Below are 13,778 nucleotides of genomic sequence, written 5' to 3'. Positions count from 1 at the left end.
TAATTAATTAACGGTCGTTATTAAAATGTGTTGACGTGTGATGTGGATCACGATTATGATTTACTTATCGATCGTTAACTAATTAAATTTAACGACCTAACGTTCACCTGCTTAGGACCTGAATCATGAAAACCTTAACTACTCTGTTCGCTGCCGCTGTGATTAGCTCACTCTCATTTGCAAGCTTTGCGGCGGTTGAAGTTTCTGCTACCCCTGCTGGTCAGCAAAAAGTTGGCACCATCAGCGCCAATGCGGGCAGCAACCTCTCTTCCCTGGAAGAACAGTTGGCCGCGAAGGCCGATGCAATGGGCGCTAAATCGTTCCGTATTACCTCCGTTAACGGTCCGAACACCCTGCACGGTACTGCCGTCATCTATAAATAAGCCAGACGTTAACCCTCAATACGTTTGACCTTATTCGTTATATGCCACTGCAAGCAAAAGGCCCTGTCTTTCGACAGGGCCTTTTTTTACGCATAAAACCTGAACTCAGATTTCGTTGTTCGGCTGGTCAGCCGCATGAGCATTGACGTTGACCGGCATCCCGGAACGGTGCTCCATGGCCTGTTCCATCACCTGCGCATCGGTTTTAGGTGCGTTGCGGAACTGCGTCATCTGCTCGTTTAGCACAATCGGCAGAACTTTCGGGTCATCATCAATCGCTTTGGACAGCGGCTGGTGAACTTCAACCAGGCGGGAGCCATCCGGCTCAACGGACGCTTTGATTGGCGTGTTGATGATGCGCACTGAAGTGCCGACCGGAACCGTGTTGAACAGCGCTTTGATATCGCCGTCGCGCAGGCGGATACAGCCGGAGCTGACGCGCATACCGATGCCGAAGTCGGCGTTGGTGCCGTGCAGCAGGTAAACGCCGCCGAACGCTGCCAGGCGAATCGCGTGGTGCCCCATCGGGTTATCCGGCCCCGCAGGAACTACGGCCGGGAGCTTAATGCCCTGCGCCAGGTAACGCGCCCGAATATTGGCCGTTGGTGTCCAGGTCGGGTTGGCCCGTTTGTCGGAAATTTTGGTCACCATCGTCGGGGTCAGCGTGTCTCCGCCCAGCTGGCCAATGCCAATCGGATAAACGGTGACGCTGTTTTTCCCGGCAGGGAAATAGTACAGACGCAGTTCGGCGAGGTTAATCACGATGCCCTCGCGTGGGACGTCCGGCAGCAGCATCTGGCGCGGGATGGTCAGCACGCTCCCGGCGCGGGGCACATAAGGATCCACGCCCGGGTTGGCCTGCAGCAACGCCAGGAAACCGACGTTGTACTTTTTGGCAATGGCCTCCAGCGAACCGCCGTCGTTTTCAACCTGATGGAACAGGTTTTTGCCGATCAGGCGGCTGTTAGCGGCGGGAAGCGGATAATCGTTAGCGCTGGCGGGCAGCGCCATGGCCGCGGCACCCAGTAAGGCGGCGGCGGTAAACCAGCGGCGGAAAGACAAAGTACGCGAAGCAAACATAGCTTAAACCCTGCGATTTTAATGGTTAATTTTTGAGGCAGATAAACGCCAATTATCGCTGAGCTGCGTGTCGGGAAGTCCTGGGGATTGCAAAGAGTGTGTAAATGTCACAGAAAATTGCGCCTTACCGGGCGGTAAGGCGCAGAGGCGTCAGGCCGCGGCGTTTTCCGCCAGGCTGCGCATAAAGTTACGCACCCATTCCATGCGCGTTTTTCTGTCTTCAAGCTCCTGGAAGAACTTCAGTCGGGTAGGGCCGTCAAGGCGGTAATGCTGCGGCTGCTTCTGCAGCAGGCCAATCAGCCACACAGGATCAACGTGGTTTTTCTCCGCGAACTCGATGGTGCCGCCTTTTTCATTGCCCTCAATCTTACGCACGCCCAGCCTCTGTGCCTGCTGGCGCAGCGCGGCGATGTCCAGCAGATTGCGTGCCGCATCCGGCAGAAGGCCAAATCGGTCTATCAGCTCAACTTTCAGCTCGTCCAGCTCGTGCTCGCCTTTGGCGCTGGCGATGCGTTTGTAGAACGACAGGCGCGTATTGACGTCGGGAATAAAATCATCCGGCAGCAGGGCGGGCATTCGCAGCTCGACCTCTGTCTGGCTGTTGGTGAGATCTTCCAGCGAGGGCTCGCGGCCCTCTTTCAGCGCATCGACGGCGTTTTCCAGCAGCTCCATGTACAGCGAGAAGCCGATAGTTTCCATCTGCCCGCTCTGATCTTCCCCCAGCAGCTCGCCCGCGCCGCGAATTTCCAGGTCGTGGGTGGCTAACGCGAACCCGGCGCCTAAATCTTCCAGCGAGGCAATGGCCTCCAGGCGTTTTTGCGCGTCCGTGGTCATTGCCTTCGGGTGCGGCGTCAGCAGCCAGGCATAGGCCTGGTGGTGAGAACGCCCGACGCGGCCACGCAGCTGGTGAAGCTGCGCCAGGCCAAAGTGGTCGGCCCGCTCGATGATGATGGTATTGGCGGTCGGAATATCGATCCCGGTTTCGATGATCGTGGTGCACACCAGCACGTTAAAACGCTGGTGGTGGAAGTCGTTCATCACCCGCTCCAGCTCGCGCTCGCGCATCTGGCCGTGGCCGATGGCAATACGCGCTTCTGGCACCAGTTCAGCCAGCTTATCGGCGGCTTTCTGAATGTTTTCGACGTCGTTGAAAAGGTAATACACCTGGCCACCGCGCAGCACTTCACGCAGGATGGCTTCCCGCACCACCAGATTGTCGTACTCGCGCACGAAGGTTTTCACCGCCAGGCGGCGTGCCGGAGGCGTGGCGATAATCGACAAGTCGCGCATGCCGCTCATTGCCATATTCAGGGTTCGCGGAATAGGCGTTGCGGTCAGCGTCAGAATATCCACGTCGGCGCGCATCGCTTTGATGCGCTCTTTGTGGCGCACGCCAAAACGGTGCTCTTCATCGACAATCAACAGCCCAAGATCGCGCCATTTCACGTCGGCCTGCAGCAGCTTGTGGGTGCCGATCAGAATATCGATTTTCCCTTCGCTGGCCTGTTCCAGAATTTGAGTCTGTTCTTTGGCGCTGCGGAAGCGGGAAAGCATTTCAATGCGCACCGGCCAGTTGGCGAAGCGGTCGCGGAAGTTGTCGTAGTGCTGCTGAGCCAGCAGGGTCGTCGGCACCAGCACCGCCACCTGTTTGTTGTTCTCCACTGCCAGGAATGCGGCACGCATCGCAACTTCGGTTTTACCGAAGCCCACGTCGCCACACACCAGCCTGTCCATCGCCAGCGGGCGACACATGTCACTCAGCACGGCGTTGATGGCCTGAGCCTGGTCCGGGGTAGTTTCGAACGGGAAGCTGTCACAGAACAGCTGGTACTGCTCGCGATCGTGCTTAAAGGCAAAGCCTTCTTTGGCGGCGCGCATCGCATAGATATCCAGCAGTTCAGCGGCGACATCGCGCACTTTCTCCGCTGCTTTTTGGCGGGCGCGGGACCAGGCATCGCTGCCCAGCTTGTGCAGCGGCGCATTTTCGTCGGCGCCGCCCGCGTAGCGGCTGATCAGGTGCAGGGACGAAACCGGGACGTAAAGTTTGGCGTCGCCCGCGTAGGTCAGCATCAGGTATTCGGCGGTAATGCCCCCGGCTTCCAGCGTGGTCAGCCCGGCGTAACGGCCCACGCCGTGTTCCAGGTGAACCACCGGCTGGCCCGCATGCAGCTCGGCCAGGTTGCGGATCAGCGTGTCCGGATTAATGGTGCGGCGGCTGTCCTGGCGACGGCGGCTGACGCGCTCGCCCAGCAGGTCGCTTTCGCAAATCAGCGCCCGGTTGCGCAGGGTATCAATAAAGCCGTGCTCGCTGGCGCCGATCATCAGATAGCGGCCGTTATTTTCGGCTTCTTCCAGGCGGTAAATGCGTTTTGGTGCGATTTTGATGCGGCCCAGCAGTTCGCCCAGCGCTTCACGGCGGCCTTCGCTTTCGACAGAGAAAATCACCGGCCCGGTGAAGGACTCGAGGAACTTCCGCAGGCTGTCCAGCGGGGCTTTTTGCTGCGCCTGCACGGCCAGATCCGGCAGTGCCTTGTAACCCAGATTCACGTTGGCGGCTTTCTTCGCCAGCGAATCCGTTTTGAGCTGCACGCGCGGCCAGGCTTTCAGCTCGCTAAACAGCGAGTCGGTTTTCAGCCACAGATCTTCCGGCGGCAGAAGAGGGCGCATCGGATCCACGCCGCGATTTTCAAAGCGGGCGTTTGCGTCCAGCCAGAAGCGCTCGGCGCTGGCTTCCAGATCGCCGGTGTTCACCAGCAGCGTGTTGGCCGGGAAATAGCTAAACAGCGTCGGCAGCGGTTCGCTGAAGAACAGCGGCTGCCAGTATTCGATCCCGGCAGGCAGCGTGCCTTTGCTCACCTGCTGGTAGATATGTTCGGCGTCGCGCTTGACGTCGAACTTGTCGCGCCACTGGCTGCGGAACAGCTCAATGGCGTTTTTGTCGGTCGGGAATTCATGGGCCGGCAGCAGATTGATGGCGTCCACTTCTTCCAGCGTGCGCTGAGAATCCACGTCGAAGACGCGCAGGCTGTCGATTTCATCGTCAAAGAAGTCAATGCGGTACGGTTGGGCGCTGCCCATCGGGTAGAGGTCAAGCAGGGCGCCACGGGTGGCAAATTCGCCGTGCTCCATTACCTGATCGACGCTGCGATACCCGGCCTGTTCCAGCTGCGCGCGCAGGTTATCCCGCGACAGGCGCTGGCCTTTTTTCATCACCAGCGCGTGGCCGTGCAGGTAGCTGTGCGGGCAAACGCGCTGCATCAGCGTGTTCACCGGCATGATCAGCACGCCGCGCTGCATGGTCGGCAGCTGGTAAAGCGTGGACAGGCGCGAGGAGATGATTTCCTGATGCGGCGAGAAGCTGTCGTACGGCAGCGTTTCCCAGTCGGCGAGATTGACCACCAGGTTGTCGGTGAACTGGGTGATTTCATCGTGCAGGCGCAGCGCGTTCTGCATATCCGGGGCAATCAGCACCACCGGGCCGCTATGGCGTTCAACGATTTCGGCGACTTCGGTCGCGCAGGCTGAACCGGTCAGCTCGCCCAGCAGGCGTTGTTCTGCGGGTTTACTCGGTAGGTCGTAACGGGCATGTTCAGGCATAGTCAGCGCGCGTTCTCCAGAAAGCCGTGTTTTCACGGTAATAATATAAATTTTCTCTACTTATTATCCGTGATGGCGGCGCGAGTGCAACCGCTGAAAATAGCGATAGATGCGGTTCAGAGCATTTGTCGTTTCTGCTGGCTGAGCTTGCGATATTGCTGGGGTGACATACCGACGTAGCGGCTGAAGGTGCTATAGAATCGGCTACTGGATCGGAACCCCGCGGTCATCGCCACATCGAGGATGGTTTTGTCGGTGTCGCTGAGCAGCGCGCGTACGTGATTAACGCGCATCACCGTAATGTACTGTTTTAACGTGAGCTGCATGACGCGCTGGAAAATACCCATTGCATAGTTGGCATTGAGTTTTACGTGATCTGCGACGTCGTTGATGGTCAGCGCCTGATCGTAATTATCGGCAATAAAGCCCAGCATCTGGCTGACATAGAATTGCGCGTGACGGGAGACGCTGTTCTTGTGGGTGCGCGAGGTTTTGTTAAGCAGGATAGGCTGCCATCCCGAAAGGCTAAAGCGCTTAAGCATCAGACCAATTTCATCGATCGCTAACTGCCGGATCTGCTCGTTCGGGCTGTTGGCTTCCTGCTGCCAGCGCAGGACTTCAAAGGTGCTGAGCTGCTGAGTCTCGAGTGATTTCACCACCATGCCGTGAGTCACGTGGTTAATGAGTTCGCGATCCAGTGGCCAGGAGAGAAAGAGGTGCATCGGCAGGCTCAAAATCGCCATTTGCCGGCAGTTGCCCGGGCGCGTTAACTGATGCGGCGTACAAGCCCAGAACATCGTGATATGGCCCTGTTTGATCTGCACCACTTCGTTGTTAATCAGATATTCCACGTCGCCATCAAACGGCACGTTAACCTCCACCTGGCCGTGCCAGTGGCTGGCGGCCATAGCATGCGGTCGACGGAGCTCAATATCCATACGCTGATATTCAGAATAGAGTGACAGCGGACTGCGAGTCTGCTTCTCATCGCCGTTGCACATATGCGGGTCAGGCGGCAGAAAGGTAATTGGCTCATCGATCATTGTCGCTCCATTTCCTGAATTATCAGAATCATGCCATCAGTACGGATTCAGCCTCCGCCTCTCCAATTGATATTAGCCTGGCTAACAGGCCGGATACTCTGCTTTTCCGTCTATTTATTCCCAAAAACTCAGATTTTGTAGCGATCGACATCAGATCTGAGTTTCCGGGAATGCTCCATGGGGAAGATGGAGGTTTTTGCCGGGGGCGCGTGCCACGATGAAGACGTTACCTACTGTTCTGGAGAGTGATAATGACAGCCCCAAAAATTACCTTTATCGGCGCGGGTTCGACCATCTTCGTCAAAAATATTCTGGGCGATGTTTTTCATCGCGAAGCGCTCAGGTCGGCACACATTGCGCTGATGGATATTGACGAGACGCGTCTGGAAGAGTCACACATCGTGGTGCGCAAACTGATGGATTCCGCCGGGGCATCCGGCTACATCACCTGTCACACCGATCAAAAAACAGCGCTGCAAGGGGCGGATTTCGTGGTGGTCGCGTTCCAGATTGGCGGCTACGAGCCTTGTACCGTTACCGATTTTGAGGTTTGTAAGCGTCATGGGCTGGAGCAAACTATTGCCGATACGCTAGGCCCTGGCGGCATTATGCGCGCCCTGCGCACCATCCCGCATCTGTGGCGGATCTGCGACGATATGACCGAAGTGTGCCCGAATGCGACGATGCTCAACTACGTTAACCCGATGGCGATGAACACCTGGGCAATGTATGCCCGCTACCCGCATATCAAGCAAGTGGGCCTCTGCCATTCGGTGCAGGGTACGGCTGAAGAGCTGGCCCGTGATCTGAACATTGACCCGGCCACGCTGCGCTACCGCAGTGCCGGGATAAACCATATGGCGTTCTACCTTGAGCTGGAACGCAAAACTGCGGAAGGGCTTTACGTCAACCTCTATCCAGAACTGCTCGCAGCTTATGAAGCGGGCCAGGCCCCGAAACTGAATATTCACGGCAATGAACGCTGCCAGAATATTGTGCGCTATGAGATGTTTAAAAAGCTGGGCTATTTTGTCACCGAATCGTCAGAGCACTTTGCGGAATATACTCCGTGGTTTATCAAGCCGGGGCGTGAAGATCTGATTGAGCGCTATAAAGTGCCGCTGGATGAGTACCCGAAACGCTGCGTCGAACAGCTGGCTAACTGGCATAAAGAGCTGGAAGAGTACAAAACGGCGGAACGCATAGATATTAAGCCGTCGCGCGAGTATGCCAGCACGATTATGAATGCCATCTGGACCGGTGAGCCTAGCGTAATTTACGGCAATGTCCGTAACGACGGGCTTATCGATAACCTGCCGCAGGGGAGCTGCGTTGAGGTCGCCTGCCTGGTGGATGCCAACGGGATCCAGCCCACCAAAGTTGGCGGGATCCCATCGCATCTGGCCGCCATGATGCAAACCAACATCAACGTGCAGACGCTGCTGACCGAGGCCATTCTGACTGAAAATCGTGACCGCGTTTACCATGCGGCGATGATGGATCCTCACACAGCGGCAGTTCTGGGCATCGAAGAGATTTATGCGCTGGTGGATGACCTGATCGCCGCGCACGGAGACTGGCTGCCAGCCTGGCTGCATCGCTAATAAAAAACGACGCCGGGTATAAGTCCCGGCGTTGACCTCTCTAATAACAGAAGGCGGGCGCTGGTAACGGTGACCCGGTACCCTATGAGCATCTCTCTGACAACAAAACTCAGTTACGGATTCGGTGCATTTGGTAAGGATTTCGCCATCGGTATCGTCTACATGTACCTGATGTACTATTACACCGATGTCGTAGGTTTATCGGTGGGGGTGGTAGGAACCCTGTTCCTGGTGGCAAAAATCTGGAACGCGTTTAACGACCCGGTGATGGGCTGGATTGTGAACGCCACGCGATCGCGGTGGGGCAAATTTAAGCCGTGGATCCTGCTCGGCACGCTCACGAACTCGCTGGTACTGTTTTTACTGTTCAGCGCGCACCTTTTTGAAGGGACGACCCAGGTGGTGTTTGTCTGCGTGACCTACATCCTCTGGGGGACGACCTATACCCTGATGGATATTCCGTTCTGGTCACTGGTGCCAACCATCACGCTGGATAAGCGTGAACGCGAACAGCTGGTGCCGTTCCCGCGTTTTTTTGCGAGCCTGGCTGGATTCGTGACTGCCGGGGTAACGCTGCCGTTTGTGAACTATGTGGGTGGGGCTGACCGCGGGTTTGGTTTTCAGATGTTCACGCTGGTGCTGATCGCGTTCTTTATCGCCTCCACGATTGTCACACTGCGCAACGTCCATGAGGTTTTCTCGTCAGACAACGAGGCCACGGCGGACAGCTCCCGGCTGTCGCTGAAATCCATACTCGCCCTCATCTACAAAAATGATCAGCTTTCTTGCCTGCTGGGGATGGCGCTGGCCTATAACGTCGCCTCCAATATTATTACCGGCTTTGCCATTTACTATTTCACCTATGTCGTCGGGGATGCGGATTTGTTCCCGTACTATCTTTCCTATGCCGGGGCGGCAAACCTGCTCACCCTGGTGCTGTTCCCGCGTCTGGCGAAAGCGCTGTCCCGCCGTATCCTGTGGGCGGGGGCTTCGATTCTGCCGATGGTCAGCGGGGGCGTGCTGCTGGTGATGGCGCTGACGGGCTCGGCTAATGTGCTGGTCATCTGCCTTGCGGGCGTATTTCTTAACGTCGGGACCGCGCTGTTCTGGGTGCTGCAGGTGATTATGGTGGCGGATACCGTTGATTACGGTGAATACAAGTTTAACGTTCGCTGCGAGAGTATTGCCTATGCGGTGCAGACGATGGTGGTGAAGGGCGGCTCGGCGTTTTCAGCCTTCTTTATTGCGGTCGTTTTAGGCGTCATTGGCTATGTGCCGAACGTCGCCCAGTCGGCTGAAACAATACTCGGGATGCAGTTCATCATGATTGCGCTGCCGACGTTATTCTTTGCCATCACTCTGGTGCTCTATTTCCGCTTCTATCGTCTGAACGGCGACCGGCTTCGCAAAATCCAGATTCACCTGCTGGATAAATATCGCAAAGTGTCGTCCCCGGCAGTGCCGCAGGAAACAGCGGCCATGCCGATAGCCGTTACTCGTGATGTACGGGCTTAATCTACGGAAAAGCAACCCGCTCAGGCGGGTTGCTGAAGCACTTACCGGCTGGCGGCGATTTGCGCGGGAGGAGAGAAAAACAGATCGCCGAACAGCGCGACCGAAAGCTTGCGGAAACCGAGGCCAACCAGCGTACAAATGCCCAGGCTAACAAACGGGTAGACCAGCAGAATCGCCAGCACCAGCGTGTCAGAAAGCCCACCGCTGTTGATTTTAGCCAGCATCACCAGGCTTATCGCCTCGATCAAAATGCGGTGCGTGGTGTAAATGGCAATCGTATTCGAGCCCACCACGTTCAGGAAGCTGTCTTCACGTGCTTCGCGCCAGCCGTTCAGCAAATAGAACCCGCGCAGGATAGCTACGATAGACACCAGTGAAATCACCAGCGGCACGTTGACAAAGTAAAGCGCCAGCGATCCCAGGGCTATGCCTGCGCAGACAAACGGGTGTTGCGAAAAGCGGAAGTCCTTCATCCAGGCCATCAGCAAAGGGCCAAACCAGGCGCCGAGGCCGTAATACACCATATTCCGCACCACGCTGTTCAGCCCCCACCACGGCAGCGGTGCAAAGGCGATAACAGCGTTGATGCCCATCAGCGCCAGCAGCACCGGGATGCGGTAGCGGCGCAGAGCTTTAAACATCACAAAGTAAACCAGCAGGGCGTAGAGATACCACAGGCTGGTGCTGGCCTTTGCCATGCTAAGAGCAAAGTGCCCCAGCGAGTCGGCGTAGGCGGCGTTGGACGTCGGGTTACGCTCAAGGTCGGGTGCCAGCCATTGGTTAAGGTGCGTCAGTGCGATCCACTGGATCAAGCCCCACAGCAGTAACACGTAAAAAATGTTCCACAGCCGCTTATCCACGCTGTCGCGCCATTTCACTTCATGGATGTAGCGGGTGATCAGGTAGCCGGAAATAAAGAAGAACACCGGCATTCGGAAGGGCGCGAGGTAGAGATTAAGGTAAACCCAGAGTTTGGCGACATACAGATTCAGGCCGGGCCCGAGAGATGTGAGGTGAGGGTAGAAGGTAATCACCGAATGGTAGATAACCACCAGGCAAATGCATAATCCTTTGATTTGGTTGATCCAAAGTTGCTTTTTCTTCATGCGATATCCGCGTCGTGACGGGCTCCAGTTGTCATGGGCCTGCTATCCTGGTGTCAAACCGATGCGATCTCGACCTCAATTGTCTGTTTTTGGCGCTGATTTGGTAAATTTAGGAAAAGGTGCAGGCACTTGAGATGTAACGGGAATAATTTAGTCGACGGAATTCATTTGGCCGGGGAGGTGTCGTATACTTCCCGGATCTTTGCTTAGGCAACCCGCAACAAGACGGATTTCATGTATCAACCTGTCGCGTTATTTATAGGCCTGCGCTACATGCGTGGGCGAGCAGCGGACCGCTTCGGCCGCTTTGTCTCCTGGCTGTCGACGATTGGTATCACCCTAGGGGTGATGGCGCTGGTCACGGTCCTTTCGGTGATGAATGGCTTCGAACGTGAGCTGCAAAACAACATCCTCGGCCTGATGCCGCAGGCGTTGATCACCTCACCTTCCGGCTCTATTAATCCCCAGCAACTTCCCGCCGATTCCCTGAAGCTTCAGGGCGTGACGCGTATTGCGCCGCTGACTACCGGTGACGTGGTGCTGCAAAGCGCCCGCAGCGTGGGCGTGGGCGTAATGCTGGGCGTGCAGCCGGACGAGAAAGATCCGCTTTCCCCGTACCTGGTGAACGTTAAGCAGGCCGATTTGGTGGCCGGGCAGTACAACGTCATCCTCGGCGAGCAGCTTGCCGGTTCACTGGGCGTTAAGCGTGGGGAAACCATCCGCATTATGGTGCCGTCTGCCAGCCAGTTTACGCCGATGGGGCGTTTGCCGAGCCAGCGTCTGTTCACCGTGATTGGTACCTTCGCCGCCAACAGCGAAGTAGACGGCTACCAGATGCTGGTCAACCAGCAGGACGCCTCACGCCTGATGCGCTACCCGGCGGGCAATATCACCGGCTGGCGTTTGTGGCTGGCTGAGCCGCTCAAGGTCGATGTGCTGAGCCAACAAACGCTGCCGCAGGGCACCGAATGGAAAGACTGGCGCGAGCGCAAAGGCGAGCTGTTCCAGGCCGTGCGCATGGAGAAAAACATGATGGGGCTGCTGCTGAGCCTGATCGTGGCCGTCGCCGCTTTTAACATCATTACCTCCCTTGGCCTGCTGGTGATGGAAAAGCAGGGCGAAGTGGCGATTCTGCAAACCCAGGGGCTAACCCGCCGCCAAATCATGACCGTGTTTATGGTGCAGGGCGCGGGCGCGGGCGTGATTGGCGCGCTGCTCGGGGCCTTGCTCGGGGCGCTGCTTGCCAGCCAGTTGAATAATTTAATGCCGATCATCGGCATCCTGCTTGATGGCGCGGCCCTGCCGGTCGCCATCGAACCGGTACAGGTTGTGGTGATTGCCATTGTGGCGATGGCCATTGCTTTGCTGTCCACGCTTTACCCTTCGTGGCGCGCCGCCGCGACCCAACCCGCTGAGGCTTTACGTTATGAGTAATTCTGTCCTGTTGCAGTGTGACAACCTGTGCAAACGCTATCAGGAAGGCAAAGTGCAAACGGATGTGCTGCACGATGTCAGCTTCAGCATCAACGCGGGTGAACTGATGGCGATTGTCGGCAGCTCTGGCTCCGGCAAAAGTACCTTGCTGCACCTGCTGGGCGGCCTGGACACGCCGACCTCCGGCGACGTGGTGTTCAACGGCCAGGCGATGAGCAAACTCTCGTCGGCGGCGAAGGCGGAGCTGCGTAACCGCGAGCTGGGCTTTATCTACCAGTTCCACCACCTGCTGCCGGACTTCACCGCGCTGGAAAACGTGGCGATGCCGCTGCTCATTGGCAAGAAAAAGCCGGAAGAAGTGCAGAAGCGCGCGCTGGAGATGCTGGCCGCCGTGGGGCTGGATCACCGCAGCAGTCACCGCCCGTCGGAGCTGTCCGGCGGCGAACGTCAGCGCGTGGCGATTGCCCGTGCGCTGGTGAACAACCCGCGTCTGGTGCTGGCGGATGAGCCGACCGGCAACCTGGATGCGCGCAACGCCGACAGCATTTTCGAGCTGCTGGGCGAACTGAACGTGCGTCAGGGCACCGCATTCCTGGTCGTCACCCACGATCTGCAGCTGGCGAAACGCATGTCCCGCCAGCTGGAAATGCGCGATGGCCGCTTAACCAGCGATCTGACCTTGATGGGAGCGGAGTAATGGCTTCCCCGCTTTCTTTATTGATTGGCCTGCGTTTCAGCCGTGGGCGACGCCGCAGCGGCATGGTGTCGCTGATCTCGGTGATCTCCACGTTAGGCATCGCGCTGGGCGTGGCGGTGCTGATCGTCGGCCTGAGCGCGATGAACGGCTTCGAGCGCGAGCTGAAAAACCGCATTCTTGCCGTGGTGCCCCACGGTGACATTGAGCCGGTGAACCAGCCCTTTACCAACTGGCAGCGGGCGCTGCCCGAGGTGGAAGGCGTCAAAGGCATCGTGGCCGCCGCGCCGTATATTCGCTTTACCGGGCTGGTGGAAAGCGGGGCGAATCTGCGCGCCGTTGAGGTGAAGGGCGTTGATCCGGTGCAGGAAACGCAGCTGAGCGCTCTGCCACAATACGTCCAGAACAATGCCTGGGCGAACTTCAAGGCCGGGCAGCAGCAAATCATCATGGGCAAAGGCGTGGCGGACGCGCTGAAGGTGAAGCAGGGCGACTGGGTGTCGATCATGATCCCCAACAACGACGGCGGCACCAAACTGATGCAGCCCAAGCGCGTCAGGCTGCAAATCGCCGGTATTCTATCCCTTAGCGGCCAGCTGGATCACAGCCTGGCGATGGTGCCGCTGCAGGATGCTCAGGGCTACCTGGACATGGGCGATAGCGTCACCGGGATAGCCATCAAGGTGAATGACGTGTTTAACGCCCGGCAGCTGGTGCGTGACGCGGGGCTGGCAACCAATTCTTACGTGCGTATCAGCAGCTGGATTGATACCTACGGCTATATGTACCGCGACATCCAGATGATCCGCGCCATCATGTATCTGGCGATGGTGCTGGTGATCGGCGTGGCCTGCTTTAACATCGTTTCCACGCTGGTGATGGCGGTGAAAGACAAGAGCAGCGACATTGCGGTGCTGCGCACGCTGGGGGCCAAAGACGGCCTGATTCGCGCTATTTTCGTCTGGTACGGGCTGCTGGCCGGGCTGCTGGGCAGCGTCAGCGGCGTGGTAGTTGGCGTGCTGGCTTCGTGGCAGCTGACCAACATTATCGGCGTGATTGAAAAACTCATCGGGCACCATTTCTTGTCCGGTGATATTTATTTCATTGATTTCTTACCTTCTGAGCTGCACTGGCTGGACGTGGTTTACGTTCTGGTGACGGCGCTGGTCCTTAGCCTTCTGGCTAGCTGGTACCCGGCCCGGCGCGCAAGCAATATCGATCCGGCAAGGGTGCTAAGCGGACAATAAATTCAATTAACTATAATTTGCCCTACATCATTCGAGCTGTGACCCGGCAGAACCCAGGCGCAGCTTGAGGCACAG

General features: G+C 57.4%; 10 protein-coding genes. 6 read left to right on the top strand and 4 right to left on the bottom strand.

Annotated features, from left to right (window positions below; translation table 11 throughout):
- The first annotated feature begins 125 nt into the window (after positions 1-125).
- Positions 126-383: a multiple stress resistance protein BhsA gene (gene bhsA, locus ACREYP_RS14265; RefSeq protein ID WP_008453418.1), complete on the top strand. Its 258-nt coding sequence runs from the start codon at positions 126-128 to the stop codon at positions 381-383.
- Between the two features lie 105 nt (positions 384-488).
- Here bhsA and ldtC read toward each other — a convergent pair whose 3' ends face one another.
- The 3 genes from ldtC to melR form a co-directional block, all read right to left on the bottom strand.
- Positions 489-1,463, bottom strand: a complete 975-nt coding sequence (gene ldtC, locus ACREYP_RS14260) for a L,D-transpeptidase LdtC (protein ID WP_336817754.1) — start codon at positions 1,461-1,463, stop codon at positions 489-491.
- Positions 1,464-1,613: 150 nt separating this feature from the next.
- On the bottom strand, positions 1,614-5,060 hold the full coding sequence (mfd, locus tag ACREYP_RS14255) for a transcription-repair coupling factor (protein WP_336817753.1): 3,447 nt from the start codon (positions 5,058-5,060) through the stop codon (positions 1,614-1,616).
- Positions 5,061-5,176: 116 nt separating this feature from the next.
- Positions 5,177-6,103: a transcriptional regulator MelR gene (melR, locus tag ACREYP_RS14250; protein ID WP_166876527.1), complete on the bottom strand. Its 927-nt coding sequence runs from the start codon at positions 6,101-6,103 to the stop codon at positions 5,177-5,179.
- Positions 6,104-6,351: 248 nt separating this feature from the next.
- Between melR and melA the strand changes: the two genes are divergently transcribed.
- Positions 6,352-7,707: an alpha-galactosidase gene (gene melA / locus ACREYP_RS14245; RefSeq protein WP_336817899.1), complete on the top strand. Its 1,356-nt coding sequence runs from the start codon at positions 6,352-6,354 to the stop codon at positions 7,705-7,707.
- Positions 7,708-7,791: 84 nt separating this feature from the next.
- A complete protein-coding gene (melB, locus tag ACREYP_RS14240; protein WP_336817752.1) occupies positions 7,792-9,222 on the top strand; it encodes a melibiose:sodium transporter MelB in 1,431 nt (476 codons plus the stop codon).
- A 41-nt stretch (positions 9,223-9,263) separates the two neighbouring features.
- Here the strand turns inward: melB and ACREYP_RS14235 are convergent, their stop codons facing one another.
- Positions 9,264-10,328: an acyltransferase family protein gene (locus ACREYP_RS14235; protein ID WP_336817751.1), complete on the bottom strand. Its 1,065-nt coding sequence runs from the start codon at positions 10,326-10,328 to the stop codon at positions 9,264-9,266.
- Between the two features lie 234 nt (positions 10,329-10,562).
- Here ACREYP_RS14235 and lolC point away from each other — a divergent pair, with 234 nt between their 5' ends.
- The 3 genes from lolC to lolE are packed head-to-tail and all read left to right on the top strand — an operon-like array spanning position 10,563 to position 13,703.
- On the top strand, positions 10,563-11,762 hold the full coding sequence (gene lolC / locus ACREYP_RS14230; RefSeq protein ID WP_008453405.1) for a lipoprotein-releasing ABC transporter permease subunit LolC: 1,200 nt from the start codon (positions 10,563-10,565) through the stop codon (positions 11,760-11,762).
- Positions 11,755-12,459: a lipoprotein-releasing ABC transporter ATP-binding protein LolD gene (lolD, locus tag ACREYP_RS14225; protein ID WP_008453403.1), complete on the top strand. Its 705-nt coding sequence runs from the start codon at positions 11,755-11,757 to the stop codon at positions 12,457-12,459. The genes lolC and lolD overlap by 8 nt, the downstream gene beginning before the upstream one ends.
- On the top strand, positions 12,459-13,703 hold the full coding sequence (lolE, locus tag ACREYP_RS14220; RefSeq protein WP_039292006.1) for a lipoprotein-releasing ABC transporter permease subunit LolE: 1,245 nt from the start codon (positions 12,459-12,461) through the stop codon (positions 13,701-13,703). The genes lolD and lolE overlap by 1 nt, the downstream gene beginning before the upstream one ends.
- The last annotated feature ends 75 nt before the right edge of the window (positions 13,704-13,778 follow it).

The organism is Enterobacter sp. TMH.L2, from assembly GCF_050847315.1.
Lineage (GTDB): Bacteria > Pseudomonadota > Gammaproteobacteria > Enterobacterales > Enterobacteriaceae > Cedecea.
The sequence above is the reverse complement of the archived record's forward strand: the minus strand, read 5'-3'. Positions and strand labels throughout refer to the sequence as shown.

What these genes read in the sequence shown, in the direction of transcription:
- mfd (WP_336817753.1), bottom strand. Translation starts at nt 5,060, where the DNA reads ATGCCTGAACATGCCCGTTACGACCTACCGAGTAAACCCGCAGAACAA.
- ldtC (WP_336817754.1), bottom strand. Translation starts at nt 1,463, where the DNA reads ATGTTTGCTTCGCGTACTTTGTCTTTCCGCCGCTGGTTTACCGCCGCC.
- melR (WP_166876527.1), bottom strand. Translation starts at nt 6,103, where the DNA reads ATGATCGATGAGCCAATTACCTTTCTGCCGCCTGACCCGCATATGTGC.
- melB (WP_336817752.1), top strand. Translation starts at nt 7,792, where the DNA reads ATGAGCATCTCTCTGACAACAAAACTCAGTTACGGATTCGGTGCATTT.
- lolD (WP_008453403.1), top strand. Translation starts at nt 11,755, where the DNA reads ATGAGTAATTCTGTCCTGTTGCAGTGTGACAACCTGTGCAAACGCTAT.
- ACREYP_RS14235 (WP_336817751.1), bottom strand. Translation starts at nt 10,328, where the DNA reads ATGAAGAAAAAGCAACTTTGGATCAACCAAATCAAAGGATTATGCATT.
- lolE (WP_039292006.1), top strand. Translation starts at nt 12,459, where the DNA reads ATGGCTTCCCCGCTTTCTTTATTGATTGGCCTGCGTTTCAGCCGTGGG.
- bhsA (WP_008453418.1), top strand. Translation starts at nt 126, where the DNA reads ATGAAAACCTTAACTACTCTGTTCGCTGCCGCTGTGATTAGCTCACTC.
- lolC (WP_008453405.1), top strand. Translation starts at nt 10,563, where the DNA reads ATGTATCAACCTGTCGCGTTATTTATAGGCCTGCGCTACATGCGTGGG.